The organism is Schlegelella aquatica (assembly GCF_026013905.1).
Taxonomy (GTDB): Bacteria; Pseudomonadota; Gammaproteobacteria; order Burkholderiales; family Burkholderiaceae_C; genus Caldimonas; species Caldimonas aquatica.
The window spans coordinates 605130-630990 of sequence record NZ_CP110257.1; the positions used below are offsets into that span (position 1 = coordinate 605130).

Below are 25861 nucleotides of genomic sequence, written 5' to 3' on the forward strand. Positions count from 1 at the left end.
CCGGCGGTGCCCGTCCGGTCGGCCGGCGGGAAGTTGTCACTTCAACGGCCGTAAAATCTCGGGCTGTTTCTGAAAACCCTCCTGGAGGAGTCATGAGCGATATCGAAGCACGCGTCAAGAAGATCATTGCCGAGCAGCTCGGCGTGGCCGAAAGCGAAGTGACCAACGAAAAGTCCTTCGTGGCCGATCTTGGCGCGGATTCGCTGGATACCGTCGAGCTCGTCATGGCACTGGAAGACGAGTTCGGCATCGAGATCCCGGACGAAGAGGCCGAGAAGATCACCACGGTGCAACTGGCCATCGACTACGCCAAGAAGCACTACAAGGCGGCTTGACGCCCCGACTTCTCCTCGCGGGCCGCTGATGCGGCCGCGCGCGGCCGGCGGCTCCGCCGTGCGGCCGTGCCCCGCGCGGGGGATGCCGACGCCTCCCCGCCCGCCCTTGAACCTACACTGTCCCTCCATCGCATGAGCCGTCGCCGCGTCGTCGTCACCGGCCTGGGCCTCGTGACCCCCGTGGGCAACACGGTGGCCGAGTCCTGGTCCAACCTCCTCGCCGGAAAGTCCGGCATCGACCTCGTCACCAAGTTCGATGCATCCAATCTCGCCGTGCGTTTCGCCGGCGAGGTGAAGGGCTTCAACGTCGAGGAGTACATGCCGGCCAAGGAGGCGCGGCACATGGACACCTTCATCCACTACGGCCTTGCGGCCTCGGTGCAGGCCGTGCAGGACAGCGGCCTGCCCGTCGGCGAGGCGCTGGCGGAGGAGGAGGCCGAGCGCATCGGCTGCATGGTGGGCTCGGGCATCGGCGGGTTGCCGCTCATCGAGGAAACCCACAAGGAACTCACCGAGCGCGGCCCCCGGCGCATCTCGCCGTTCTTCGTGCCGGCGTCGATCATCAACATGATCTCCGGCCACGTCTCGATCCGCTACGGCTTCAAGGGGCCGAACCTCGCGATCGTGACGGCCTGTACGACGGGCTTGCACTGCATCGGCGAAGCCGCGCGCATCATCGAATACGGCGATGCCGACGTGATGATCGCCGGCGGCGCTGAATCCACCGTCTCGCCCCTGGGCATCGGGGGATTTGCCGCGGCGCGCGCTTTGTCGACCCGCAACGACGACCCGAAGACCGCTTCGCGCCCCTGGGACAAGGACCGCGACGGCTTCGTGCTCGGCGAGGGCGCCGGCGTGATGGTGCTCGAGGAGTACGAGCACGCCAAGAAGCGCGGCGCCAAGATCTACGCCGAACTGGGCGGCTTCGGCATGAGCGCCGACGCCTTCCACATGACGGCCCCGAACGTGGACGGCCCGAGGCGCTCCATGCTGGCCGCGCTGCGCAATGCCGGCGTCAACGCCGACCAGGTGCAGTACCTCAACGCCCACGGCACCTCCACGCCGCTCGGCGACGTCAACGAGACCAACGCGATCAAGCTCGCGTTCGGCGACCATGCCAAGCGCCTGGTCGTCAACTCGACCAAGTCCATGACCGGTCACCTGCTCGGCGGCGCGGGCGGGATCGAGTCGGTGTTCACCGTGCTTGCGGTGCATCACCAGGTCTCACCGCCGACCATCAACATCTTCAACCAGGACCCGGAGTGCGATCTCGACTACTGCGCCAACACCGCGCGGGAGATGAAGATCGACGTGGCGCTGAAGAACAACTTCGGCTTCGGCGGTACCAACGGCTCCCTGGTGTTCAAGCGGGTGTGACCTCGGCCGCCCGGCGCACCCGTCTTCTTGCATGCGCCGGCGGCGCGGCAGCGGCTCGGTGGCCGGCCGGTTCCGCGGCCACGATCCCGGGCGTCGGCGCGCCCGATGTCCCTGACCTTGGCCTTCCATGCGGCGCGGCGCCCCGGTGCTCGAGCTGACGGTGCACCGTCACCGCTGGTGGCGGCGCGCCGTGACCGCGCTGGCGCTCCTGGCGCTGGGCGGGCTCGCGGCCTGGGTGCTCGGCGCCCCCGACCGCTGGCCGCTGGCCCTCTTGCTGTGCGCCCTCGTCCTGTGGGCGGTGCGGGCGGCGGTGTCTCTGCCGCCCCTGCGCCTGCGCTTCGACGGGCAAGGCTGGCACTGGCGTCCCGTCTCCCCCGTTCACGGGGTGGGCGGCAGCGGCCGCGTCCAGGTCGTGCTCGATCTCGGTGACCGATTGCTGCTGTGCCTTCTGCCGGCCGGCGGCAAGGGCCCCCGCCGATGGGTGCCCGTCGACGCCTCGGATGCGCCATCTCTCTGGCATGCCTTGCGGTGTGCTGTATATTGCCGCACGCCCGGGGATGACCCGCTGGCGGTTTCCAACTCCCCGGATGCATGAGCGCCGACGCCGACCACCTGCTGATTGAACGCGTCAAGCGCGGAGAGCAGAAGGCTTTTGAGCTGCTGGTCATCAAGTACCAGCGCAAGATCGAGCGCCTGATCGGCCGGATGGTGCGCGACCCGGATCTGATCCAGGACATCGCGCAGGAAACCTTCATCCGCGCCTACCGCGCCTTGCCCCAGTTCCGCGGGGACAGCGCGTTCTACACCTGGCTGTACCGCATCGCGGTCAACACCGCGAAGAAGTCCCTGGTCGAGCTCAAGCGCGACCCGCTCGTCACGGGGTCGGCACTCACCTCGCTCGAGGACGAGGACGAAACTTCCCGTGTGGAGAACGAACTAAGCGATGGTGAAACGCCGGAGGCCGTGCTGGCGAGCAAGGAAATCGCCAACACGGTGAACGCGGCCATCGAAGCCCTGTCGGACGACTTGCGGCAGGCCATCACGCTGCGCGAGATCGAAGGCTTGAGCTATGAAGAGATCGCCGAGGTGATGAATTGTCCGATCGGGACGGTGCGTTCACGGATCTTCCGCGCCCGCGAGGCGATCGCCGAGCGGTTGCGTCCGCTGCTCGATACGCCGGATGGCAAGCGCTGGTGACGAAGGAGTGCTGAGATGTCGATGGATGGTGTGGATCGAGGGCTGAGCCGGCAGGCGCGCGAACGCCTGTCGGCGCTGGCCGACGGCGAAGCCGGAACCGAGGATCTCCAGCAGACCCTGGCCGCATGGCGGGACGACCCGGCCGCGCGCGCCGGCATCTGCGAGACTTGGCATCTGTATCACCTGATTGGCGACGTGATGCGCTCCGACGAATTGGCCGGCCGCGGGCGCGACGACGTCGTCTTCGTCGCCCGGCTGCGTGAGCGTCTGTCGGCGGAGCCGCCGATCGTCGCGCCCGCGCCCCTCACCGCGCCCGCCGAGGGGCACCCCTCGGAGGCGGACGAGGAGGCCCGCCGGGCGCTCGTCTGGCGTCGGCGCCGGCGGGCCTGGACCGCGCCGCTGGCGACGGCGGCCGGCGTGATGGCCGTGGTCGGCGTGCTCAGTGTGACGCGCACGCCCGAATTCGCACCCGCCGGTGGCGGCGCGGGCCTGACCCTGACCGGGGCCACGCCCGCGGCCCCGGCCGCCGTACAACCCGTGGCGCTGCAGGCGTCGGCGAGCCCGGCGCTGCCGGCTTCGCAAACGGTCGTGGTGCACACGCCAATCGCTCAGTCCCAGTTGGCCAACGGCGCGCTGGTGCGCGATGCCCGGCTCGACCAGTACCTTTCGGCGCACAAGCAGTTCGACGGCAGCTCGGCGCTCGGGGTGCCGTCGGGCTTCCTGCGCAGTGCCACCTACGAAGGCCCGAGCCGCTGACAGGGAGTGCGGATGCAGTGGCAACGCTGGTGGGCCCCGTTGGTGGCATGGACGTTCCTCGCTTTGGCCGGTGCCGCGGTGGCGGGGCAGACGATGGCCGCACCGCTGAGCCGGGCCGAGGTGCGCGAGTGGCTGCTGCGCATCCATGAGGCGGCCCGGCGCAACAACTTCCAGGGCACTTTCGTCGTGAGCGCGGGTGGGCAGGTGGCCAGCGCGCGCATCGTTCACTACTGCGAAGGCCCGAACCAGTTCGAGCGCATCGAGTCGCTCGACGGGCAGATGCGCAAGGTGTTTCGTCACAACGCCACGGTCATCACGTTGTGGCCCGCCTCGCGCACGGCGATGGTCGAGCATCGGGAGACCCTGACGACCTTCCCCGGGCTGCTGCAAAGCGACGGCGAACGCCTGACCGACCACTACGACGTGCACCGGCTGGGCGTGGAGCGGGTCGCGGGGCACGAGGCGGACGTGCTGCTCGTCAAGCCGAAGGACACGCTGCGGTACGGCTACCGCTTGTGGTCCGAACGCAAGACGGGGCTGCTGCTGCGCGCCGAGATGCTCGACGAGCAGGATCAGGTGCTCGAGTCGTCGGCCTTTTCCGATGTGGCCATCGGCGTCAAGCCTCAGCCGGAGGCGGTGCTGGGGCCGATGAAGCGGCTGGACGGCTACAAGGTGGCACGCCCGGAGATGGTCAAGACCTCCTTCGAGCAGGAAGGGTGGACGTTCCGCGCCAAGGTGCCCGGCTTCCGGCAGGTCAGCGTCGTGCGGCGCGGGTTGAAGCCGGGTGTGGCGCAGGAGGTCGAGGAGGCGGCCCCCGCTGCGGTGCTGCAGGCCATCTTCTCCGACGGACTGGCCCACGTCTCGTTGTTCGTGGAACCCTACGACGCGAAGCCGCATCGCAAGGAGATGCTGGTGAGCATGGGCGCCACGCAGACCCTGACGCAGCGCTACAAGGATTGGTGGATCACCGCGGTGGGCGAGGTGCCGCCCGCGGGGTTGCGTCTGTTCGTGCAAGGCCTCGAGCGGCGTCCGTGAGTGCGTCCCGCGGCCTTGAGTGGCCGCGCGGCGACGCGCGGCGTGTTCCCTGAGGTGAGCGATGACTGCAAGAACCCATACAACGCATGCAGTGACCCTGCGCTGGCAGCGCCTGGCCGTGACACTGCTCGCGGCCTTGGCGTGCCTGATCCTCTGGCCGCTGCCCGGACGGGCCCAGGCGGCCGCGGCGCTGCCCGATTTCACGGAACTGGTCGACCGCGTCGGGCCTTCGGTGGTCAACATTCGCACCACCGAGAAGGTGCGCCCCGGCCAGATGCCGGGCCCGCAGATGGACGAGGAGATGCAGGAGTTCTTCCGGCGCTTCTTCGGCATTCCGCTGCCCGGCCCGAGGCAGGATCCGCGCCGCGGGCCGCGCCAGGCGCCCGAGGAAGAGCAGCCGCGCGGACTGGGCTCGGGCTTCGTGCTGAGTGCGGACGGCTACATCATGACCAATGCGCACGTGGTGGACGGCGCCGACGAGGTGTACGTCACGCTGGCCGACAAGCGCGAGTTCAAGGCCAAGATCGTCGGGGCCGACAAGCGCACCGACGTGGCGGTGGTCAAGATCGACGCGAGTGGCCTGCAGCCCGTGCGCATCGGCGACGTCGGCAAGCTCAAGGTGGGCGAGTGGGTCGTGGCCATCGGCTCGCCGTTCGGCCTGGAGAACACCGTGACCGCCGGCATCGTGAGTGCCAAGGCGCGCGAGACGGGTGACTACCTGCCCTTCATCCAGACCGACGTCGCGATCAACCCGGGCAACTCCGGTGGCCCGCTGCTCAACATGCGCGGCGAGGTCGTCGGCATCAACTCGCAGATCTACAGCCGCTCGGGCGGCTTCATGGGCATCTCGTTCGCCATCCCCATCGACGAGGCGATGCGCGTCGCCGAACAGCTGCGCACCACGGGGCGCGTGATCCGGGGCCGCATCGGCGTGCAGATCGACCAGGTCACCCGCGAGGTCGCCGAGTCCATCGGGCTCGGCAAGGCGATGGGCGCGCTGGTTCGCAGCGTCGAGGAAGGCGGCCCGGCGGCGCGTGCCGGCATGGAGCCCGGTGACATCATCACGCGCTTCGACGGCAAGGCGATCGAGAAGGCCTCGGACCTGCCGCGCATCGTGGGCAACACCAAGCCCGGCAGCAAGGTGGAGGTGCAGGTCTTCCGCCGCGGGGCGACGCGCAACATGCACGTCACGGTGGCCGAGTTCGAGCCGGAGCGCAGCGCGCGTGCGGCGCCCACAGAGCCGCGCCCGAGCGGCCCTTCTGCGGGGGTGGCCGGCTCGCTGGGGCTGGTGGTGAGCGACCTCACCCCCGCGCAGCAGCGCGAACTGAACGTGCGCGGCGGCGTGCGTGTGGAGGCGGCCGAAGGGCCGGCCGCGCGCGCCGGGCTGCGCGAGGGCGATGTGATCCTTGCGGTGGCCAACACCGAGGTGAAGGACGCGCGACAGTTCGAGCAGCTGCTCTCACGCATGGACCGCACCAAACCGTTCAATGTCCTCTTCCGTCGAGGAGAGTGGGCGCAGTACGCAGTGATCCGCCCGCGCTGAGCGGGGGCGGCGGGGCTCGGACGCCGCGCGCCGTAAAGTGGACCCGGCAACCGACTAGGTTGTCGGGTTTTTTCGTCAGATGAGAGAAGCAGGGTCGCGGTGTGGACAAGTCGACCGACGCGAGATGTGTGTGCGCACTAACATTTCCGCCTGCCGGGCGGAGATTGGGTCGGGATTTCGATACAATCGAACCGGTACGCGCGCGTTTCTGGCTACGGTTTCGTTGTAGTTCCGGCCGCTTCCGGCTATCCCCAAATCGTCCACAAGCCCCTGTTGATAAGCTGTTCACAAAAAGCCTGTTGGCGACGTGCAACGTGGCCCCGGCGACACGTGGCGCGGCTTGGCGAAGAGGGGTTTTGGCTACAATGAAGGTCCAACAAAGCAGTTGCCATACCTTTTTGTTGGAAGGCGCGTCGCCGATTCGACGCGCCTTTTTTTTCACTGCGGCGGCCCCTCGAGGAGCGCGCGCGGTGCGCTCGGCGCGGCGTGAATGCACCTGTCGTCCCCATCCATGAACCACATCCGCAACTTCTCGATCATTGCCCACATCGACCACGGCAAGTCCACGCTCGCCGACCGTCTGATCCAGCGTTGCGGGGGCCTGAGCGACCGTGAGATGGAAGCGCAGGTGCTCGACTCGATGGACATCGAGCGCGAGCGCGGCATCACCATCAAGGCGCAGACGGCCGCGCTCACCTACACCGCGCGCGACGGCCAGACCTACAACCTCAACCTGATCGACACCCCGGGCCACGTGGACTTCTCCTACGAAGTCAGCCGGTCGCTCTCGGCCTGCGAGGGTGCGCTTCTCGTGGTCGACGCGAGCCAGGGGGTCGAGGCGCAGACGGTGGCCAACTGCTACACCGCGATCGAGTTGGGCGTCGAGGTGGTGCCCGTGCTCAACAAGATGGATCTGCCGCAGGCGGACCCGGACCGGGCCAAGGCGGAGATCGAGGACGTGATCGGCATCGATGCGACGGATGCGATCCCGTGCTCCGCGAAGACGGGCATGGGCATCGACGACATCCTCGAAGCCATCATCACCCGCATGCCGCCCCCGCGGGGCAACCCCGATGGCCCGCTGCGCGCCATGATCATCGACTCCTGGTTCGACAACTACGTCGGCGTCGTGATGCTGGTGCGGGTGGTCGACGGCGGTCTCAGGCGCGGCGACCGCATCAAGCTGATGGCCACGGGGGCGGCCTACACGGCCGAGCAACTGGGCATCTTCACCCCGAAGTCGGTGCCCCGCGACGTGCTGGCGGCGGGCGAGGTGGGGTTCGTCATCGCCGGCATCAAGGAGTTGCAGGCGGCCAAGGTGGGCGACACCATCACCCACGAGAAGAAGACGCCGAACTGCCTGGGGCCGGCAGCGGAGCCGCTGCCCGGCTTCAAGGAGATCCAGCCGCAGGTGTTCGCGGGGCTCTACCCGACCGAGGCGAGCGAGTACGACTCGCTGCGTGACGCGTTGGAAAAGCTCAAGCTCAACGACTCGTCGTTGCGCTTCGAGCCCGAAGTGTCGCAGGCGCTCGGGTTCGGCTTCCGCTGCGGCTTCCTGGGCCTCTTGCACATGGAGATCGTGCAGGAGCGGCTCGAGCGCGAGTTCGACCAGGACCTCATCACCACCGCGCCGAGCGTGGTGTACGAAGTCGAGTTGAACGACGGCACGGTGCTGCAGGTCGAGAACCCGTCGAAAATGCCCGACCAGGGGCGCATCCGCGAGATCCGCGAGCCGATCGTCACGGTGCACCTGTACATGCCGCAGGACTACGTCGGCCCGGTGATGACCCTGGCCAACCAGAAGCGCGGCGTGCAGCTCAACATGGCCTACCACGGCCGGCAGGTGATGCTCACCTACGACATGCCCCTGGCCGAGATCGTGTTGGACTTCTTCGACAAGCTCAAGTCCGTCTCGCGCGGCTACGCGTCGATGGACTACGAGTTCAAGGAGTACCGCGCGGCCGATGTCGTCAAGGTGGACATGCTCATCAACGGCGACAGGGTCGATGCACTGTCGATCATCGTGCACCGCACGCAGGCGCAGCACCGCGGGCGTGAGGTGGCGGCCAAGATGCGCGAGATCATCCCGCGCCAGATGTTCGATGTGGCCATCCAGGCGGCGATCGGCAGCAACATCATCGCCCGCGAAACGATCAAGGCGCTGCGCAAGAACGTGCTGGCAAAATGCTACGGGGGTGACATCACCCGCAAGCGCAAGTTGCTTGAAAAACAAAAAGCCGGCAAGAAGCGGATGAAGCAGATCGGCTCCGTCGAGGTGCCGCAGGAAGCCTTCCTGGCCATCCTTCAAGTCGACGATTGAAGTGCCGCGTTCGCTCGGCTGCGACCGGTCCTGACTTTACCTGTGGAGCCCGGATGGGACTGCTCACTGGAGCGTTGTACGCCTGCCTGATCTTTTACCTGGGCGGCTGGTATCTCGGAATGTGGCGCGGCAACTTCTCGTTGCTGCTGCTGATCCTCACGGTGGTGACGTTGGCCTACTGGCTGGCCGAGCGTTTCCACTTCCGTCCGGCCCGCGAGCGCGCCGCCGAGCGGCTGGCCCAACAGGCGCAGGCGCGCCGGGCGGAACTGGCTCGCCAGGGCATCCAGCAGGTCGACGGTGACGTCGAGGCGGCACGGCGGCAGGTGCTGGCCCAGCCATGGTGGCTCGACTGGACGGCGGGGCTGTTTCCCGTCATCTGCGCGGTGTTCCTGCTGCGCTCGTTCCTGTTCGAGCCGTTCAAGATCCCTTCCGGCTCGATGGTGCCCACGCTCCTGGTGGGTGACCTCATCCTCGTCAACAAGTACCACTACGGCATTCGCCTGCCGGTGGCCAACACCAAGATCGTCGAGAACCACACGCCCGAGCGTGGTGACGTGATCGTCTTCCGCTACCCGAAGGACACCTCCATCGACTACATCAAGCGGGTGGTGGGCGTGCCGGGTGATGAGGTGGCCTATCTGAACAAGCGGCTCTTCATCAACGGAAAGCCGGTGCCGACGCAGCCGTTGGGCGAGTACTACGACGAGGACAGCCGTCGTTACGCACAGATGTTCAGCGAGCAGTTGGGCGCGGTGGAGCACCGGGTGCTCACGCAGAAGGAGGCGCCGCCCTTCGTGATGGCGGCCGACGAGTACCCGCATCGCGACCAGTGCCGCTACACCGCCGAGGGTGTGGCTTGCAAGGTGCCGGCCGGCCACTACTTCGTGATGGGCGACAACCGCGACAACTCGCAAGATTCGCGCTACTGGGGCTTCGTGCCCGACGAGAACATCGTCGGAAAAGCCTTTTTCATTTGGATGAATTTGGGTAACCTCGGCCGGATCGGTTCGTTCAAGTGAGCACCCTTTCCGTATTTCGCAGGAGCTGTCCGATGATCCCACGCCTGGCGCGGCATCAGCGCGGCATCACGCTCATCGGCCTGTTGTTCTGGGCCATCGTCATCTCGTTCCTGGGTCTGATCGCGATGCGCGTTTTCCCGACGCTCAACGAGTACTGGACGATCCAGCGCACGGTGCGCAAGGTGGCGCATGAAGGCGGCACCACGGTGCCCGAGATCCGCGCGGCCTTCGAGCGGCAGAAGCAGATCGAGTACTCCATCACCTCGATCTCGGGCAAGGATCTGGACGTGACGAAGGTCAACGACCAGATCGTCGTGAGCTTCGCCTACGACAAGGAGATCGAGCTGTTCGGCCCGGTCTACCTGCTGATCAAGTACTCCGGCAGTTCCCGTTGAGCCGCCTTCCGGCTTGCGGGGCGGCCCGACGCCCGTGACCCACGCCCTGGACGACCTGCAGCAGCGCCTCGGACATCGCTTCGGCGACCCGGCCCTGCTGCATACCGCGCTCACGCACCGCAGTTTCGGGGCCGATCACAACGAGCGGCTGGAGTTTCTCGGGGACGCGGTGCTCGGGCTGGCGATGTCCGCCCTGCTGTACCAGCGCTTCGCGGCGTCCGACGAAGGCGACCTCTCGCGCGTGCGGGCACGCCTGGTTCGCCAGGACAGCCTGCACCAGGTCGCCTTGCAACTCGAACTGCCCCGCTGCCTGCGCCTCGGCGAAGGCGAGGCCCGCAGCGGCGGCGCGCAGCGCGCCTCGATCCTCGCCGACGCACTGGAGGCCCTGGTCGGCGCGGTGTACCTCGACGCGGGCTTTCCGGCCGCGCTGGCCGTCGTGCAACGCCTGTTCGCCCAAGCGCTCGCCGCCTCGGACTTGCAAGCCGCCGCGAAGGACCCGAAGACCGAACTGCAGGAATGGCTGCAGGGGCGGCGCATGGCCTTGCCCGTCTATGCCATCGTCGAGACGCGGGGGCACGCGCACCAGCAGGTGTTCGTCGTCCGCTGCAGCGTCGACGCGCTGGGCGTGTCGGCGCAAGGAGAGGGCAGCTCGCGCCGCGCCGCCGAGCAGGAGGCCGCCCGCGCCGTCCTCGCTACACTGAAGTCTGGCGGGCGATAAGACGCCCGCGCATCCGGTGGCCCGTCCACCGCCTCACCCGTGAACCAAGAACCCGTGACCCCTTCCGAGTCCCCGGACTCCACCGTCTCCGCGGCCGAGATCGCTCCCGAGGCGCAGCGCTGCGGCCTCGTCGCCATCGTCGGTCGCCCCAACGTGGGCAAGTCCACGCTGCTCAATGCGCTGGTGGGCCAGAAGGTCAGCATCACCTCGCGCAAGGCGCAGACGACGCGCCACCGCATCACCGGCATCCGCACCGAAGGCGACAGCCAGTATGTGTTCGTGGACACGCCCGGTTTCCAGACGCGCCACAGCAATGCGCTCAACCGCACGCTCAACCGCACGGTGCTGGCCACGGTGAGCGACGTGGACGTCGTGCTCTTCGTCGTCGAGGCCGGCCGCTTCGGCCTGGACGATGCGAAGGCGCTGGCGGTGATCCCGTCGCAGATCCCCACGCTGCTCGTGGCCAACAAGCTCGACAAGGTGGTGCGGCGCGCCGAACTGGCGCCGTGGCTCAAGAGCATGCAGGAGCGGCATCCCTTCGCGGAGTTCGTGCCCATGTCCGCCAAGCGGCCGGACGACGTGAAGAAGCTGCTCGGCATCGTTCGGCCCTACCTGCCACAGCAGCCGTGGTGGTACGACCCGCAGGCGCTGACCGACCGCAGCGAGCGGTTCCTGGCGGCCGAGATCGTGCGCGAGAAGCTCTTCCGGCTGACCGGCGACGAGCTGCCGTACACCTCCACGGTCGTGATCGACCAGTTCGAGGAGGAGCCGATGCAAGCGGCGAGCGCAGCCGCGGCCAAGGACGGTGCCGCGCCCCGACGCCCCGCACTGAAGAGTCGCCTGTGTCGCATCGCGGCCACCATCGTCGTGGAGCGCGAGGCGCACAAGGCAATCGTGATCGGCGAGGGCGGAGAGCGGATCAAGCGCATCGGCACCGAGGCGCGCCTGGAGCTGGAGAAGCTGCTCGACGCCAAGGTCTTCCTCGAGCTGTGGGTCAAGGTGCGCTCGGGCTGGGCCGACGACGAGGAGCGCCTGCGCAGCTACGGGTACGAATGAGGCCCGGCTGCCCAGGGAGCGCGTTGCCGTGACCTCCGCCCGCTCGCGCACCCCGGTGCAACGCATCACCGGCGAGCCGGCTTACGTGCTGCACCGGTACGACTGGAGCGAGTCCAGCCTGATCCTCGACGTCTTCACGCGTCACCACGGGCGTGTCGCGCTGGTGGCCAAAGGGGCCAAGCGGCCCTATTCGCAGTTGCGCTCGGCGCTGCTGCCCTTCCAGCGCCTGGCCGTGGCCTTCAGCGTGCGCGAGGAGGAGGGCGGCGAGGTCCACACCCTCAAGGCGGCCGAGTGGGCGGGCGGCGCAGCCATGCTCACCGGGGCGGCCTTGCTGACCGGCTTCTATCTCAATGAGCTGCTGATGAAGCTGCTGGCGCGGGCCGATCCGCATCCGCGGCTCTTCGATGCCTACGCGGCCACGCTGCCGAGTCTGCGAGGGCCGGAGCGCGAGGTGCAGCGTGCGCTGCGCGCCTTCGAGCTGCTGCTCCTGCGCGAGCTGGGTGTCTTGCCCGAGCTGGACGTGGTGACGCTCACCCAGGCCTCGGTGAGCGATGAGACGGTGTACCGAGTGCATGGCGACGCAGGCGTGATGGAGGCGCCGGCCGGCGAGCCCGGCGTGCCGGGCCGTGTGCTGAGGTCGCTGGAGCGAGCCCTCCAAGCGTGGCCGGTCACGGGTGGCCCCGCCGACGTGCAGCAGGCGTGTGAGGCCGCCCTGCCCGAGCTCAAGGCGGCCCTGCGGCCGCTGCTTCACTATCATCTGGGCACGTCGGTGCTGCGCACCCGCCAACTCCTCATCGAACTGCTGCCGCCATGATCTTCGCCGGCCCCTCGGACGCGCCCTTGCTGGGCGTGAACATCGACCACGTCGCCACGCTGCGCAATGCGCGCGGGGGGCGCCACCCCGATCCCGTCGCCGCAGCCTGCCTGGCCGTCGAGGCCGGGGCCGACATCATCACTTTCCACCTGCGTGAAGACCGCCGGCACATCCGCGACGAGGACGTCGAGCGCCTGAAGGAGGCGATCGCGGTGCCGCTCAACTTCGAGGCGGCCGTCACCGACGAGATGCTCGGCATCATCGAGCGGGTGCGGCCGCAACATGTGTGCCTGGTGCCCGAGCGGCGCCAGGAAGTGACCACCGAAGGCGGGCTGGACGTGGCCGGCCAGTTCGACCGTGTGCGCGAGGCCTGCCAACGCCTTGCGCAGGCGGGGTGCCGTGTGTCCCTCTTCATCGGGGCGGAGCCGGCGCAGATCGAGGCCGCCGCGGGCACCGGCGCGCCGTGCGTGGAACTGCACACGGGCGCCTATGCGAACGCCTGGTGGGACGGCGATGCTGCGGGGATGCAGCGCGAACTGGACCGCTTGCGCGAGGGCTTGCGGCGCGCGCGCGCCCTGGGCCTGCGCACCCATGCGGGCCATGGGCTCGCGCTTTCGGACGATGCAGGCCCTCAGGCCCGCCCCAGCAGCACGGCCGCGGTCGCTGCCTTGCCGGAGGTGGCCGAGTTGCACATCGGGCACGCGCTCATCGGGCGGGCGGTGTTCGTCGGACTGCGCCAGGCGATCGCGGACTTCAAGGCCGAGGCGGTGCGAGCCCGGCGGGCGGCGGCATGATCTACGGCATCGGCACCGACCTGTGCGACGTGCGCCGCATCGAGGCAGCCTGGCGCAGGCATGGCGAGCGTTTCGCGCGCCGGGTGCTGGGACCTCACGAGCTGGAAGTCTTCCACGCCCGCATGAGCCGGGTCGAAGCGCGCGGCCTGCGGTACCTGGCGACGCGCTTTTCGGCCAAGGAGGCGTTCTCCAAGGCGATCGGGCTGGGCATGCGCATGCCGATGACCTGGCGCGACTGCGAGGTCGTCAAGGCCCCGAGCGGCAAGCCCGAGATTCGGCTGCACGGCGAACTGAAGGCCTGGTTCGAAGCGCGCTCGCTGCGCGCGCATGTGAGCGTGACGGACGAGACCGACATGGCGGCGAGCTTCGTGGTGGTGGAGACCACACCCACGGCCGATGCCTGAGCGCTGCAGACAGCACGCCTTGCCGACACCCGATCGCATGCACGACCGACTGCCTGACCGACGACACGAGATGAACAACACCCACTCCATCCACGCCCCCGTGGTGCTCGACATCGCCGGCACCCGTCTGAACGATGACGACCGGCGCCGACTGGAACACCCGCTGACGGGCGGGCTGATCCTGTTCGCCCGCAACTGGGAAGACCGCCGGCAACTTACCGAACTGACGGCCGAGATCAAGTCGATCCGGCCCGATGTGCTGATATGCGTGGATCACGAAGGCGGGCGCGTGCAGCGCTTCCGCACCGACGGCTTCACCCACCTGCCGCCGATGCGCACGCTCGGCGAGTTGTGGATGCGCGATGCGCTGCTGGCCACCGACGCGGCCACCGCCTGCGGCTATGTGCTGGCGAGCGAGCTGCGCGCGTGCGGCGTGGACTTGAGCTTCACCCCTGTGCTCGACCTGGACCACGGGCCGAGCGGCGTGATCGGAGACCGCGCCTTCCACCGCGACGCGCGCGTGGTGACGATGCTCGCCAAGAGCGTGATGCACGGACTGCTGTTGGCCGGCATGCAATCGTGCGGCAAGCACTTCCCCGGCCACGGTTACGTGGCCGCCGATTCGCACGTGGACGTGCCGGTCGACCGCCGCTCGCTCAAGGCGATCCTCGAAGACGACGCCAAGCCCTACGAATGGCTCAGCACCTCGCTGCCCGCCGTGATGCCGGCGCACGTGATCTACCCGAAGGTGGACAAGCAGCCGGCGGGCTTCTCCGAGCGCTGGCTGCAAGACATCCTGCGCGGGCGGCTGGGCTTCACGGGTGCGATCTTCAGCGACGATCTCAGCATGCAAGGCGCGAGCGTGGCGGGCACCCCGGTGGAGGCGGCGCTCGCCGCGCTGAACGCCGGGTGCGACCTGGTTTTGCTGTGCAACCAGTCGCTCGACGGGGGGCGCCCGGTGGACGAGTTGCTGGACGGTCTGTGGGACGCGTTGCAGCAGGGCCGCTGGCAGGCCTGTGCGCGAAGCGAGGCCCGGCGCCTGGACCTGCTGCCGCAGACGGCGCCCCGTCCGTGGGACGAGTTGATGCACCACGCCCCGTACTTGCAGGCGCTGTCACGGCTGCCGTGAGGGCCGGCACGGCGGGCGGGGGCCGCCGCCAAGACGCGACATGTCTCGTGCCCGAGCTTCACACGGTGCGTCTCCCATCGGCCACTCGGTAAAGTGGAACCAAAAGCCCCGCCGAGGCGGGGCTTTCTGTTCGATGACGCGGACGAGGCCGCGGGCTGTCAGACGGGGGTCGATTCGCGCGCTGCAGCCGGCACGCCGGCGCCGTCGATCGGCAGCTTGAAGTCCGCAAGGTCCAGGCGCGTTTCGACCAGCACCAGCGGCCCGTTGTCGATCTGCACCGCGGGCTTGCGTTCTCGGGGCACGCGCGCCGGGGCCGGCTGACGGGCGATCGCCTCCTGGGCCGCGCGTACCTTGTCGGCGTCGGAGTTGACCCATTCCAGGCCGGCTGCCTGTGCCAGGGCTCGCAGTTCGTCCAAGGGCAGCACGTAAGACTCGGCGGCCGTCACGGCGGGGCCCGCCTCGACCTGGGCCGGCGCGGGGGCCGCTGAGACAGGCTCGGCCAGGGGCTCGGGGGCCGCGCCGGTCGCAGCCTCGGTGGCAACTCCGGTGGGCTCGACGGCCGCTGCCAGCGCCGGGGCCGCGGCGGCGGTTTCGGCGGCCGCGGGCGCGCCCGCGGCCGCCTGCTCTTCAGCCGCAGCCTCCGGGGTTGCCGCGGCTTCGCCTTCCCGGCGCTCGCGGCGGAAACGGTCGCGCGAACGGCGCCGGCGGCCTTCGCCTTCGCCGGGCTCGCGCGGCACGTCGTCGGCCGGCGTTTCGGCGGCGGCCGCTGCGGCGGCCTCGGGCTCCACCTCACTGACGGCCGGGCTCACGGCTTCGGCTTCCAGCGGGCTCAGCTCCTCGCCGGTATCGGCCAGCGCGCCCTCGGCGCCCGCAGCGCGCTCGCCGCGGCGGCCGCGGCCCCCGCGGCGGCGACGGCGTCCGCCCCCTTCGCGGGGCCCCGCGCCTTCACCGCCGGCTTCGGCGCCGGCAGGCTGCGGAACGGTGTCGGCGAACTCCTGTGCCGGCTTAGCGGCCTGCGCGGGCGGCGGCATGACGGCCGCGGGCGCCTCCTGCTCGACACGCTCGGGACGCGGACCCCGGCGCTCGCGCTCGGGACGTTGGCGGCCTTCCTGAGCGCTCGGCTCGGCGCGAGGCTCGCGCTCCCGGCGCGCCTCCGCGGCCTCGGCTTCGGCGCGCTCGGGTTTGGGCCGGCGGTCCTGGCGCTCGGCGCGCTCGCCGCGCTCCTGGCCGGTCCGACCTTCGGCGCGCGTGCCTTCGCGGCGACCCTCCCGGCCTTCCTTGGTGCCCTCGCGGCCTTCGGGCCGGCCTCCTTCACCCCGGCCTTCGCGGCCGCCGCGGCGTTCGCGCTCGCCACGACGGCGGGACTCTCCCGGCTCCTTCGCTGCGGGCGCGGGAGCTGGTGCGGAGGGGGGCTCGGTCACCGGGGCGGGCGCAGGGGCCCCGCCGAAGAGCTTCTTGAGCCACCCGAGGAAGCCGCCGGCGGCCGGCGCGGCCACCGGGGCGGGGGCGGGCACCGGCGCAGGCGTGGGCGCCGCCGCAGCCTCTTCCTTCGGTTGCGGCACCGGCGCGGGCTGTTCGGGCAGCAGGCCCTTGATCACGGGCTCCTGCTTGGACTTGGCCTTCTCGCGCCGCGTGATGCCGACCTCGTCCTCCGGCTCGTCGATCATCGTGTAGCTGGCCTGCAGGTTCTCCAGCCGCGGGTCGTCGTGGCGCAGGCGCTCGAGCTTGTAGTTGGGCGTCTCCAGGTGCTTGTTGGGCACCAGCAGCACGGTCACGCGCTGCTTGAGCTCGATCTTGGTGATCTCGGTGCGCTTTTCGTTGAGGAGGAACGAGGTGACCTCGACCGGCACCTGCACATGCACGGCGGCGGTGTTCTCCTTCATGGCCTCCTCCTGCACCATGCGCAGGATTTGCAGCGCGGAGGACTCGGTGTCGCGGATGTGGCCGGTGCCGTTGCAGCGCGGGCAGGTGATGTGGCTGCCTTCGGAGAGGGCGGGGCGCAGGCGCTGGCGCGACAGCTCCAAGAGGCCGAACTTGGAGATGGAGGACAGTTGCACGCGCGCGCGGTCCTGGCGCAGCGCGTCGCGCAGGCGCTGCTCGACCTCGCGGCGGTTTTTGGAGTCCTCCATGTCGATGAAGTCCACCACGATCAGGCCACCCAGGTCGCGCAGGCGCATCTGGCGGGCGATTTCGTCGGCCGCTTCGAGGTTGGTGCGCAGGGCGGTTTCCTCGATGTCGCCGCCGCGCGTAGCGCGCGCCGAGTTCACGTCGATGGCGACGAGCGCTTCGGTGTGGTCGATGACGATGGCGCCGCCCGAGGGCAGCTGCACGGTGCGCGAGTAGGCCGACTCGATCTGGTGCTCGATCTGGAAGCGCGAGAACAGCGGCGCGTCGTCACGGTAGCGCTTGACCCGATTCGACATGTCGGGCATGACGTGCAGCATGAACTGCTTGGCCTGCTCGTAGATGTCGTCGGTGTCGATGAGGATCTCGCCGATGTCCGGCGTGAAGTAGTCGCGGATCGCGCGGATGACGAGCGACGACTCCTGGTAGATCAGGAAGGCGCCCTTGCCCTCGCGGGCAGCCTCGTCGATGGCGGTCCACAGCTTGAGCAGGTAGTTGAGGTCCCACTGCAGCTCAGCGACGCTGCGGCCGATGCCCGCGGTGCGAGCGATCAGGCTCATGCCCTTGGGGTACTCGAGCTGGTCGAGCGCTTCCTTGAGCTCCTCGCGGTCCTCGCCCTCGATGCGGCGCGAGACGCCGCCGCCGCGCGGGTTGTTGGGCATCAGCACCAGGTAGCGGCCGGCCAGCGAGATGAAGGTGGTCAGCGCCGCGCCCTTGTTGCCGCGCTCCTCCTTCTCGACCTGCACCAGCAGTTCCTGGCCCTCGCGGATGACGTCGGAGATGCGCGCGTTGCGCACGTCCACGCCTTCCTTGAAGTAGCTGCGGGCGATCTCCTTGAAGGGCAGGAAGCCGTGGCGCTCCTCGCCGTAGTCGACGAAACACGCCTCGAGCGAGGGCTCGACGCGCGTGACGACCGCCTTGTAGATGTTGCCCTTGCGTTGCTCGCGGCCTTCGATCTCGGTCTCGAAGTCCAACAGCTTCTGGCCATCGACGATGGCCAGGCGACGCTCTTCCTGCTGCGTCGCGTTGATCAGCATGCGTTTCATTTGCGCTCCTCGTGCCCGGCGAAAGCGCCGCGGCACCATCACATGCCGCCCCGACGACAGGTCCGGGGCGACTCACCGATGCACGAGAAACGAGAAAAAACCGGAAGGAATCGCCCTGGACTGCAGGAGAACCGCCAAGAGCGGTCAGGCGTGCAGCGTTGGCGCGTGTGCCCTGGCGTGCGCGCCCTGTTCCACGAGGGCGGCCCCCGAGTCCCCGACACCCGAGGCCCTCGCGGGCAATCCGGCTCCCTGGCCCGAACGTGCGGGGCCGCACGGCGCGAGCCGACGCGGCCGCCGAGCAGGCGGTGCAGGGAGTGGGGGGTGCAGGGTGGACGACATCCGTGGGGGAAGACGCGAGGACACGGGCAGCAGGTTCAAGGGCAGACGAAACCGCCCCAGGGGCGGCGCGAGAGCGGATCTCGCTTCGTCGTCGTGGCCTGCTGCCGGGAAACCTTGTTCTTGGGTTCTTTCGACGTTTGCTCTTCCGCCGAGCCGGCGCGACCGCGACTTCACCTTGGGAAGCCGCCCGCCACGCCGACGCGGCGTTGCATCACCTCAAGCATGCGACGCGCCACGTCGCTCATCGAGCCGCCTCGGGCCGCGTCTGCCTCCTGCGCCCGCTGCCGGCCGCGCAAGGCGCGCCGATGGGAGGCGGGTCGGGAGACGACAGGGCCGGGTGGCGGCGCCCGAAGCGAGCGCCGGCGCGTCACCGATACCCGTTTGCGTCGCAGTGTTGCCGCTCGCGCTCCGACATGCGTGGAGGGTGGCGGGTAAACTCTTGAAAATCAAACACTTACAACACAAACGTGGTGCAACGCATTATAGGAGGGAAAGCCTCCGCCCGGCGCAAGCCCGCGGAAAACCCTGCCCCGCGTGCCCCCGAGGCCCCGTCGGTGCGGCACCTGGTGGTCGATGAAGCCTCGGCCGGCCAGCGGCTGGACAACTTCCTGCTCAAAACGCTCAAGGGCGCCCCGAAGACGCTCGTCTACCGCATCGTGCGCAGCGGGGAAGTGCGGGTCAACCGGGGCCGGGCGAGCGCCGACCAGCGGCTCGCGATGGGCGACGAGGTGCGGGTGCCGCCGGTGCGGCTGGCGGCCCGGGAGGAGCCGGCGCCCGCGCCGGCCCGCGAGTTTCCCATCCTGTTCGAGGACGAGCACTTCCTCGCCGTGGACAAGCCGGCCGGCGTGGCGGTGCACGGCGGCAGCGGCGTGAGCTTCGGCGTGATCGAGCAGTTGCGCCGCGCGCGCCCCGAGGCCCGCTTCCTGGAACTGGTGCACCGGCTGGACAAGGAGACCTCCGGCGTTCTCTTGATCGCCAAGAAGCGCAGCGCGCTGACCGCGTTGCAGAACCAGTTCCGCGAGCGGGAGATGGGCAAGACCTACGCGGCCCTCGTGCTCGGCGCCTGGCCCGCCTCGCGCAAGGTGATCGACCTGCCGCTGCACAAGTACCTCACGGGCGAGGGCGAGCGTCGGGTGCGGGTGGTTGCTCCGGGCAGCGCCGAGGGGCGTCGCTCGATCACCCTGGTCAAGGTCGCACAGGCTTACCGCGGCTACACGTTGCTGGACGTCACGATCAAGACCGGGCGCACGCATCAGATCCGGGTGCATCTCACCCACGAGGGGCATCCCATCGTGGGGGACGAGAAGTACGGCGACTTCGCCCTCAACAAGGCGATGGCGCGGGGCGAGGCGGTGCCGGGCGTGCGCTTCGACCGGATGTTCCTGCACGCCAGAAGACTGCGCCTGGAGCACCCGGCCACCGGCGCGCCGCTCGAGCTCGAAGCCCCACTGCCTGCGTTGTGCCGGGAGTTGTTGGACCATCTGCCCTCATGAGATCCCGCCAGTTCGATTTGATCGTCTTTGATTGGGACGGCACGCTGTTCGATTCGACCGCGCTCATCGTGCGCTGCATCCAGGCGGCCTGTGCCGACCTGGAGGTGACGGTGCCCACCGACCGGCAGGCGGCGTACGTGATAGGCATGGGCCTGGAGGACGCCCTGGCCCATGCCGTGCCGGGCTTGCCGCGGGAGCGCTACCCCGAGCTGGCGCGCCGGTATCGCCATCACTACTTCGCCAGGCAGCACGAGCTGTCGCTCTTCGAGGGGGTGCTGCCGATGCTGGCCTCGCTCAAGCAGCGGCAGCACTGGTTGGGCGTGGCCACCGGCAAGTCGCGCCGGGGGCTGAACGAGGCGCTGGCGACAGCCCAGTTGCGCGGGGTGTTCGATGCCACCCGCACGGCCGACGAGACCGCGTCCAAGCCTCACCCGCTGATGCTGCAGGAGCTGATGGCCGAGCTCGGGGTGGAGCCCGATCGCACGCTGATGATCGGCGACACCACCCATGACCTGCAGCTCGCCCTCAACGCCGGCACGGCGAGTGTGGCGGTGAGCTACGGCGCGCACGAGCCCGAGACCTTCCATGTCCTGGAGCCGCGGTTCATCGCGCATTCGGTGGACGAATTGCACCGCTGGCTGGAGCAGCACGCATGACGAGCCCGCCCGCCGCGCACAACGCGCCGATGCCGGCCCACGAGGAGGGCATCGAGCTGTGCGACGGCTCTGCGCTCGAGGAGCGCGCAGCCGCAGTGCTCTTCGATGTGATGCTCTGGGACGAGCCGGTGCGCGCCTTCGCACTGCGATACGACGGTCGCCCCGTGGCGTACGTGAACCGCTGCGCGCACGTGCCGGCCGAGATGGATTGGCAGCCGGGGCAGTTCCTCGATGACAGCCGCGAGTGGATCATCTGCTCGATCCACGGCGCCCTCTACCAGCCGGCCGACGGGCTGTGCGTGGGCGGTCCGTGCAGGGGCTCGCGCCTCATTCCTGTCAGGGTCGAGGAGCGGGGCGACAAGGTATATTGGTATCCTTCCCGCGAGATCCGACCGCTGTTCGCCCCTTGCTCCTGAGAGGCGAGGACCCGCGTCCCGCCACCGCGAACGGCCCTCCAGTTCCAGCGATTTGACCATCATGAACGAGCACGATTCCCCTGTCTCGGCGCCTGCAGGGCCGCCCGAACCTCGCGCCGCCGTGGCCACTGCGGCGGCGGGCACACCGACTGCCGAGCAGGCGCTGCTGGCGCAGCTCGCGAAGGCCTACATCGACGAGCGCCGGCGCGAGCGCCGCTGGCGCATCTTCTTCCGCCTGGCCTGGCTGCTGCTGGCGGCCGCCCTGCTGGCGATGACGCTGTCGCAGCGGTTCGCTGCCACCGCACCCAGCGGCCCGCACACGGCGCTGGTCGACGTGCGCGGCGAGATCGCGGTGGAGGCGGAGGCCAGTGCCGAGAATCTGCTGTCGGCCTTGCGCTCGGCCTTCGAGGACCAGGGGGCGCAGGCGGTGGTGTTGCGCATCAACTCGCCGGGGGGCAGCCCCGTGCAGGCAGGCATCGTGCACGACGAGATCCGCCGCTTGAAGGCCAAGCACCAGAAGAGGGTGTATGCCGTGGTGGAGGAGGTGTGCGCCTCGGGTGCCTACTACATCGCCGCAGCCGCCGACGAGATCTACGTGGACAAGGCGTCCATCGTGGGCTCCATCGGTGTGCTGATGGACGGCTTCGGGTTCGCCGGGCTGATGCAAAAACTGGGCGTGGAGCGCAGGCTCCTGGCCGCGGGCGAGCACAAGGGTTTCCTCGATCCCTTCTCTCCGATGGACGAGGAGGAGAAGGCCTATGCGCAGGAGATGCTGGAGCAGATCCATGCGCAGTTCATCAACGTCGTGCGCGAGGGCCGCGGCAAGCGCCTGAAAGAGACGCCCAACACCTTCTCCGGCCTGTTCTGGACCGGCGAGCAGGCGGTGGTGATGGGTTTGGCCGACGACTTCGGCTCGCTCGACTACGTGGCGCGCGAGGTGGTGAAGGCCGAGGAAGTGATCGACTACACACCGCGGGAGAACGTCGCGGAGCGGCTGGCCAAGCGCTTCGGCGCGGCCGTCGGCGAGGGCGCCGTCAAGGCCCTGCGCGCGCTGCCGAGCTTGCGCTAGCGCGGCCCGGCAGTGGGGTTGGGGGGGCCGGCGCCGGGCCGGCTCTGGGCCGGTCTTGCGTTGCATCAAAACCCCGGTGGCCGCGAGTGGCGACCATCGCGGCCACTGTCCATTCCTGTACCTTTCTATGTCGCCGCTTCCATTCGACCTGACCCACCTCGATGCCGCGCTGGCCGCGCGCCTGGCCGAAAGCGGGCTGGCTCCGTTGCGCCTCAAGGGTCGCACGCTGCTGCCCATCGTCCAAGGCGGCATGGGCGTGGGCGTGTCTGCGCACCGACTGGCGGGCAGCGTCGCGGCGCTGGGTGGGGTGGGCACGCTGTCTTCGGTCGATCTGCGCCGACACCACCCGGACTTGATGGAACGCACGCGCGGCCTCAATGCGGGCGAGGCGGCCAAGGAGGCGATCAACGCCGCGAACCTCGAAGCGCTGGAGCGCGAGGTCCGCGCGGCGCGCGAGTTGTCGCAGGGCCGCGGGCTGCTCGCCATGAACGTGATGCGCGCGGTGAGCGAATACGCGGCCTACGTGCGCCGCTCGCTCGAGTGCGGCATCGACGCGGTCGTCGTGGGCGCCGGGTTGCCGCTGGATCTGCCCGATCTTGCGCAAGACCATCCTGAGGCGCTGCTGATCCCTATCCTGTCCGATGCACGCGGCGTGCAACTGGTCGTCAAGAAGTGGGAGCGCAAGAAGCGCCTGCCGGACGCCATCGTGATCGAGCATCCCCGCTTGGCGGGTGGGCACCTGGGCGCCGCGCGCATTGCCGACCTCGACGACCCTCGCTTCGACTTCGAGCGCGTGCTGCCCGAATCGCTCGCGTTCTTGCGCTCAGCCGGCATCGAGAAGGAGATTCCGCTGATTGCGGCCGGCGGCATTCGCAGCTTCGAGGACATCCGGCGCTTGCAGTCGCTGGGCGCGGCCGGCGTGCAACTGGGCACCCCGTTTGCAGTGACCGAGGAAGGCGATGCGCACCCGGAATTCAAGCGGGTGCTGGCCGAGGCGAAGGATGAGGACATTGTCGAGTTCACGAGCGTGGCCGGCCTGCCGGCCCGGGCGGTGGCTACCCCATGGCTGAAGGCCTATCTGAAGATCGAGTCGAAGTTGCAGGCGGTGGCCCATGTGAAGGCGCGCTGCACCAAGGCCTTCGATTGCCTGGCGCAGTGCGGCCTGCGCGACGGTTTGGCCGGCTGGGGGCAGTTCTGCATCGACAACCAGCTCGCCGCGGCACTGCGAGGCGACATCAAGAAGGGGCTCTTCTTCCGGGGTGCGGGCGGTCTGCCGTTCGGCTCGCAGATCCGCAGCGTCCGGGAATTGATCGAGCGCTTGCTCACCGCCTCTGCCAGCCCCGCAGCGGCTGCGGCCTGAGGAGGTCCTCGTGAAGACCATTCCCGTGCGACCGGCACCGGCCGCCGCGCCGAAGGAGCCAGCGGTGGCTCCGGGGGCCGGGCCGGGCGGTCGCGCGCGCGAGCCGTGGCGCTTCTCGTGGCTGCTGGCCGCTCCGCACCGGCTGGGCTTCTTCGCGGGTGCGGTCTTGATGTCGGTGGTCTCGCTGTGGTGGACGGTCGTGCTCGTCTCGCGCCTGATGCCGGGCCTCGCACCTGCGTGGGCCATCTCGCCCAGCCTGGCCCATGCGGTGGGGATGAGCTTCAGTTTCATGCCGATGTTCTTCATCGGCTTTCTCTACACGGCCGGGCCCAAGTGGCTCGGGCTCGGCCCGGTGGAGGCACGCACGCTCCAGGCGCCGGTGTGGGCGGCCCTGGCGGGGTGGGCGGCGTTTCTTGTCGGTGCCCATGCGTGGGCGCCTCTGGCGGCGGCCGGAGTGGCCTGCGTGGCCGCGGCCTGGTCGGCGCTCAGCCTTCGCTTCGTGGGGTTGGTGCGACGCAGTGAGGCGATTGACCGGCTGCACGCGAAGGTGATCGCGACCGCCTGCGTCGTGGGGGCGCTGGCGCAATGGGCGGTGGCGATCGGCATCGCCATGGAGGCCTGGACCGCCGTGTACGCTGCACTGGCAGTGGGGTTGTGGTGGTTTCTTGCGCCCGTCTATGCGGCCGTGCTGCACCGGATGATCCCGTTCTTCACCGCCAGCGCGCTGCCGATGCTCGACGCATGGCGACCGATGTGGCTGCTGTGGACGTGGCTGGCGCTGCTCGTGGCCCAGGTGCCGTTGGCGATGGGCTTGGCAGCCGGTGCGACGCCCTTCCTGGTGCTGGCCCTCGACGGGGGCGGCGCGGCCCTGCTCCTGTGGCTCGCGGTGCGCTGGGGCCTGGTGCAAAGCCTGAAGATCCGGCTGCTGGCGATGTTGCACCTCGGGTTCGTCTGGCTCGGCGTGGCGCTCGCCATGCAGGCGGCTTCCATCGCGGTCGCGTGGTGGTCTCGGGGGACGGTCGACCTCGGTCTGGCCCCGCTGCACGCGGTGACGATGGGCTTCCTCGGCTCGACGCTGATTGCGATGGTCACGCGCGTGTCCAGCGGGCACGGCGGACGCCCCCTCGCGGCCGACGACTACGTGTGGCGGCTGTACTGGGTGCTGCAGGTCGCGGTGCTGCTGCGCATGGCCAGCGCCTGGTGGCTCGGCGCCTCGATGGAGCTCGTGGCGCTGGCGGCACTGGTGTGGACGGCAGTCGTCGTGGCGTGGAGCGCCCGCTACATCAGCTGGTACGGTCGGCCGCGCGCGGACGGCAAGCCCGGCTGAATTTCTCGCGCAGGGGGTTGACCGGCCGCAACCGGTCCCGCTCGGGCCGGGGATAGAGTGCGCGGCCATGCAGACCTCTTCCACCGGGGGCGCGGCCGCGCCCACCTTGCGCAAGCCCCATCTGGTGTGCCCGGCCGGCTCGCTGCGGGCCCTGCAAGTGGCCGTCGACGCCGGGGCCGATGCCGTCTACATGGGACTGAAGGACGCGACCAATGCGCGCAACTTCGCGGGCCTGAACTTCGACGAGCGCCAGGCGCGCGAGGGCATCGCCTATGCGCATGCACGAGGGCGCCAGGTGTTCCTCGCGCTCAACACGTTCGCCGACGCTCGCGAGCCCGAGCGGTGGTTTCGAGCCGTGGACATCGCGGCCGACTTGGGCGCTGACGCTCTCATCTGTGCCGACGTGAGCGTGCTGGCCTACGCGCACCGCACGCACCCCACGCTGCGCCTGCATCTGTCGGTGCAAGCCTCGGCCACCACGTACGAGGCCATCGAGTTCTACCGCGAGCGCTACGGCATCCAGCGCGCGGTGCTGCCGCGCGTGCTCACGCTCTCGCAAGTGGGCCACGTGTGTCGGCACACGCAGGCAGAGATCGAGGTGTTCGGGTTCGGCAGCCTGTGCGTGATGGTCGAAGGGCGATGCGCGCTGTCTTCCTACGCCACGGGGCAGTCTCCCAACACCGCGGGCGTGTGTTCGCCGCCCTCGGCCGTGCGCTGGGAAGACACACCGCAAGGCGTCAACGCGCGCCTCAACGAGGTGCTGATCGATCGCTACGCGCCCGACGAGCCGCGCGGCTACCCGACGCTGTGCAAGGGGCGGTTCGACGTCGAGGGCGTGCGCGACTACGCGCTCGAAGAGCCCACGAGCCTCAACAGCATGGAAGCGCTGCCGCAACTGATGGAGATGGGCGTGGCGGCGATCAAGATCGAGGGCCGCCAGCGCAGCCCGGCCTATGTGGAGCAGGTCACGCGTGTGTGGCGTCAGGCGATCGATCGCTGCGCCGAGCAGCCCGGGCGCTTTCGCATCGACCCGGCGTGGACCGGCACGCTCGCGCGCCACGCCGAAGGACAGCAGCACACGCTGGGCGCCTACAACCGGCCGTGGCGATGACGCGCGCCGACACAAACTCATCAGGAAC

Annotated in this window: 24 protein-coding genes; 23 read left to right on the top strand and 1 reads right to left on the bottom strand. The window is 69.3% G+C overall.

Features of this window, described 5'->3' with window-relative positions; translation table 11 throughout:
• Positions 1 to 92: 92 nt before the first annotated feature.
• From acpP to nagZ, 16 genes are all read left to right on the top strand, one after another.
• Complete coding sequence (gene acpP, locus OMP39_RS02730) at positions 93 to 335, top strand: acyl carrier protein (protein ID WP_264893275.1); 243 nt, start codon at positions 93 to 95, stop codon at positions 333 to 335.
• A gap of 132 nt (positions 336 to 467) precedes the next feature.
• Positions 468 to 1712: a beta-ketoacyl-ACP synthase II gene (gene fabF, locus OMP39_RS02735; RefSeq protein WP_264893276.1), complete on the top strand. Its 1245-nt coding sequence runs from the start codon at positions 468 to 470 to the stop codon at positions 1710 to 1712.
• A 127-nt stretch (positions 1713 to 1839) separates the two neighbouring features.
• The gene (locus OMP39_RS02740; protein WP_264893277.1) at positions 1840 to 2307 is read left to right on the top strand and encodes a hypothetical protein; all 468 of its coding nucleotides are present in this window, start codon (positions 1840 to 1842) and stop codon (positions 2305 to 2307) included.
• Positions 2304 to 2909, top strand: coding sequence for an RNA polymerase sigma factor RpoE (gene rpoE, locus OMP39_RS02745; RefSeq protein ID WP_264893278.1), 606 nt, complete (start codon positions 2304 to 2306; stop codon positions 2907 to 2909). The genes OMP39_RS02740 and rpoE overlap by 4 nt, the downstream gene beginning before the upstream one ends.
• A 15-nt stretch (positions 2910 to 2924) precedes the next feature.
• Complete coding sequence (locus tag OMP39_RS02750) at positions 2925 to 3665, top strand: sigma-E factor negative regulatory protein (RefSeq protein ID WP_264893279.1); 741 nt, start codon at positions 2925 to 2927, stop codon at positions 3663 to 3665.
• Positions 3666 to 3677: 12 nt separating this feature from the next.
• Positions 3678 to 4700 (top strand): MucB/RseB C-terminal domain-containing protein, encoded by a 1023-nt coding sequence (locus tag OMP39_RS02755; RefSeq protein WP_264893280.1) that lies wholly within the window; start codon positions 3678 to 3680, stop codon positions 4698 to 4700.
• A 61-nt stretch (positions 4701 to 4761) separates the two neighbouring features.
• Positions 4762 to 6243: a DegQ family serine endoprotease gene (locus tag OMP39_RS02760; RefSeq protein ID WP_264893281.1), complete on the top strand. Its 1482-nt coding sequence runs from the start codon at positions 4762 to 4764 to the stop codon at positions 6241 to 6243.
• Between the two features lie 511 nt (positions 6244 to 6754).
• Positions 6755 to 8563 (top strand): translation elongation factor 4, encoded by a 1809-nt coding sequence (gene lepA, locus OMP39_RS02765; protein ID WP_264893282.1) that lies wholly within the window; start codon positions 6755 to 6757, stop codon positions 8561 to 8563.
• Positions 8564 to 8616: 53 nt separating this feature from the next.
• A complete protein-coding gene (lepB, locus tag OMP39_RS02770) occupies positions 8617 to 9582 on the top strand; it encodes a signal peptidase I (protein ID WP_264893283.1) in 966 nt (321 codons plus the stop codon).
• A gap of 32 nt (positions 9583 to 9614) precedes the next feature.
• Positions 9615 to 9977 (top strand): DUF4845 domain-containing protein, encoded by a 363-nt coding sequence (locus OMP39_RS02775; protein ID WP_264893284.1) that lies wholly within the window; start codon positions 9615 to 9617, stop codon positions 9975 to 9977.
• A gap of 34 nt (positions 9978 to 10011) precedes the next feature.
• A complete protein-coding gene (gene rnc / locus OMP39_RS02780) occupies positions 10012 to 10695 on the top strand; it encodes a ribonuclease III (RefSeq protein ID WP_264893285.1) in 684 nt (227 codons plus the stop codon).
• A gap of 54 nt (positions 10696 to 10749) precedes the next feature.
• Positions 10750 to 11751 (top strand): GTPase Era, encoded by a 1002-nt coding sequence (era, locus tag OMP39_RS02785; RefSeq protein WP_264893286.1) that lies wholly within the window; start codon positions 10750 to 10752, stop codon positions 11749 to 11751.
• 28 nt (positions 11752 to 11779) lie between these two features.
• Positions 11780 to 12565, top strand: a complete 786-nt coding sequence (gene recO / locus OMP39_RS02790) for a DNA repair protein RecO (protein WP_264893287.1) — start codon at positions 11780 to 11782, stop codon at positions 12563 to 12565.
• The gene (locus OMP39_RS02795) at positions 12562 to 13359 is read left to right on the top strand and encodes a pyridoxine 5'-phosphate synthase (protein ID WP_264893288.1); all 798 of its coding nucleotides are present in this window, start codon (positions 12562 to 12564) and stop codon (positions 13357 to 13359) included. The genes recO and OMP39_RS02795 overlap by 4 nt, the downstream gene beginning before the upstream one ends.
• Positions 13356 to 13763 carry a holo-ACP synthase gene (acpS, locus tag OMP39_RS02800; protein ID WP_264893289.1) on the top strand — a complete coding sequence of 136 codons (408 nt, stop codon included), beginning with the start codon at positions 13356 to 13358 and terminating at the stop codon, positions 13761 to 13763. Before OMP39_RS02795 ends, acpS begins: the two co-directional genes overlap by 4 nt.
• Positions 13764 to 13833: 70 nt before the next feature.
• The gene (nagZ, locus tag OMP39_RS02805) at positions 13834 to 14892 is read left to right on the top strand and encodes a beta-N-acetylhexosaminidase (RefSeq protein ID WP_264893290.1); all 1059 of its coding nucleotides are present in this window, start codon (positions 13834 to 13836) and stop codon (positions 14890 to 14892) included.
• Between the two features lie 158 nt (positions 14893 to 15050).
• Here the strand turns inward: nagZ and OMP39_RS02810 are convergent, their stop codons facing one another.
• The gene (locus tag OMP39_RS02810) at positions 15051 to 18062 is read right to left on the bottom strand and encodes an Rne/Rng family ribonuclease (protein ID WP_264893291.1); all 3012 of its coding nucleotides are present in this window, start codon (positions 18060 to 18062) and stop codon (positions 15051 to 15053) included.
• 809 nt (positions 18063 to 18871) lie between these two features.
• On the opposite strand from OMP39_RS02810, the gene OMP39_RS02815 reads away from it, so the two are divergent.
• From OMP39_RS02815 to ubiU, 7 genes are all read left to right on the top strand, one after another.
• Positions 18872 to 19894, top strand: coding sequence for an RluA family pseudouridine synthase (locus tag OMP39_RS02815; protein WP_425340684.1), 1023 nt, complete (start codon positions 18872 to 18874; stop codon positions 19892 to 19894).
• Entirely contained in the window at positions 19891 to 20550 is a 660-nt protein-coding gene (locus OMP39_RS02820) for an HAD family hydrolase (protein ID WP_264893293.1), read from the top strand. Before OMP39_RS02815 ends, OMP39_RS02820 begins: the two co-directional genes overlap by 4 nt.
• The gene (locus OMP39_RS02825) at positions 20547 to 20966 is read left to right on the top strand and encodes a Rieske (2Fe-2S) protein (protein WP_264893294.1); all 420 of its coding nucleotides are present in this window, start codon (positions 20547 to 20549) and stop codon (positions 20964 to 20966) included. The genes OMP39_RS02820 and OMP39_RS02825 overlap by 4 nt, the downstream gene beginning before the upstream one ends.
• Before the next feature lie 61 nt (positions 20967 to 21027).
• On the top strand, positions 21028 to 22035 hold the full coding sequence (locus tag OMP39_RS02830) for a S49 family peptidase (RefSeq protein ID WP_264893295.1): 1008 nt from the start codon (positions 21028 to 21030) through the stop codon (positions 22033 to 22035).
• A 127-nt stretch (positions 22036 to 22162) separates the two neighbouring features.
• Positions 22163 to 23395: an NAD(P)H-dependent flavin oxidoreductase gene (locus OMP39_RS02835; RefSeq protein WP_264893296.1), complete on the top strand. Its 1233-nt coding sequence runs from the start codon at positions 22163 to 22165 to the stop codon at positions 23393 to 23395.
• Positions 23396 to 23405: 10 nt separating this feature from the next.
• The gene (locus tag OMP39_RS02840; RefSeq protein ID WP_264893297.1) at positions 23406 to 24722 is read left to right on the top strand and encodes an NnrS family protein; all 1317 of its coding nucleotides are present in this window, start codon (positions 23406 to 23408) and stop codon (positions 24720 to 24722) included.
• A gap of 67 nt (positions 24723 to 24789) precedes the next feature.
• Positions 24790 to 25833, top strand: a complete 1044-nt coding sequence (gene ubiU / locus OMP39_RS02845) for a ubiquinone anaerobic biosynthesis protein UbiU (protein WP_264893298.1) — start codon at positions 24790 to 24792, stop codon at positions 25831 to 25833.
• Positions 25834 to 25861: the final 28 nt, after the last annotated feature.

What these genes read in the sequence shown, in the direction of transcription:
- OMP39_RS02830 (WP_264893295.1), top strand. Translation starts at nt 21,028, where the DNA reads ATGAACGAGCACGATTCCCCTGTCTCGGCGCCTGCAGGGCCGCCCGAA.
- OMP39_RS02755 (WP_264893280.1), top strand. Translation starts at nt 3,678, where the DNA reads ATGCAGTGGCAACGCTGGTGGGCCCCGTTGGTGGCATGGACGTTCCTC.
- OMP39_RS02795 (WP_264893288.1), top strand. Translation starts at nt 12,562, where the DNA reads ATGATCTTCGCCGGCCCCTCGGACGCGCCCTTGCTGGGCGTGAACATC.
- acpP (WP_264893275.1), top strand. Translation starts at nt 93, where the DNA reads ATGAGCGATATCGAAGCACGCGTCAAGAAGATCATTGCCGAGCAGCTC.
- lepA (WP_264893282.1), top strand. Translation starts at nt 6,755, where the DNA reads ATGAACCACATCCGCAACTTCTCGATCATTGCCCACATCGACCACGGC.
- fabF (WP_264893276.1), top strand. Translation starts at nt 468, where the DNA reads ATGAGCCGTCGCCGCGTCGTCGTCACCGGCCTGGGCCTCGTGACCCCC.
- OMP39_RS02810 (WP_264893291.1), bottom strand. Translation starts at nt 18,062, where the DNA reads ATGAAACGCATGCTGATCAACGCGACGCAGCAGGAAGAGCGTCGCCTG.
- nagZ (WP_264893290.1), top strand. Translation starts at nt 13,834, where the DNA reads ATGAACAACACCCACTCCATCCACGCCCCCGTGGTGCTCGACATCGCC.
- OMP39_RS02750 (WP_264893279.1), top strand. Translation starts at nt 2,925, where the DNA reads ATGTCGATGGATGGTGTGGATCGAGGGCTGAGCCGGCAGGCGCGCGAA.
- OMP39_RS02740 (WP_264893277.1), top strand. Translation starts at nt 1,840, where the DNA reads ATGCGGCGCGGCGCCCCGGTGCTCGAGCTGACGGTGCACCGTCACCGC.
- lepB (WP_264893283.1), top strand. Translation starts at nt 8,617, where the DNA reads ATGGGACTGCTCACTGGAGCGTTGTACGCCTGCCTGATCTTTTACCTG.
- OMP39_RS02825 (WP_264893294.1), top strand. Translation starts at nt 20,547, where the DNA reads ATGACGAGCCCGCCCGCCGCGCACAACGCGCCGATGCCGGCCCACGAG.
- acpS (WP_264893289.1), top strand. Translation starts at nt 13,356, where the DNA reads ATGATCTACGGCATCGGCACCGACCTGTGCGACGTGCGCCGCATCGAG.
- OMP39_RS02760 (WP_264893281.1), top strand. Translation starts at nt 4,762, where the DNA reads ATGACTGCAAGAACCCATACAACGCATGCAGTGACCCTGCGCTGGCAG.
- OMP39_RS02835 (WP_264893296.1), top strand. Translation starts at nt 22,163, where the DNA reads ATGTCGCCGCTTCCATTCGACCTGACCCACCTCGATGCCGCGCTGGCC.
- OMP39_RS02820 (WP_264893293.1), top strand. Translation starts at nt 19,891, where the DNA reads ATGAGATCCCGCCAGTTCGATTTGATCGTCTTTGATTGGGACGGCACG.
- rpoE (WP_264893278.1), top strand. Translation starts at nt 2,304, where the DNA reads ATGAGCGCCGACGCCGACCACCTGCTGATTGAACGCGTCAAGCGCGGA.
- OMP39_RS02775 (WP_264893284.1), top strand. Translation starts at nt 9,615, where the DNA reads ATGATCCCACGCCTGGCGCGGCATCAGCGCGGCATCACGCTCATCGGC.
- ubiU (WP_264893298.1), top strand. Translation starts at nt 24,790, where the DNA reads ATGCAGACCTCTTCCACCGGGGGCGCGGCCGCGCCCACCTTGCGCAAG.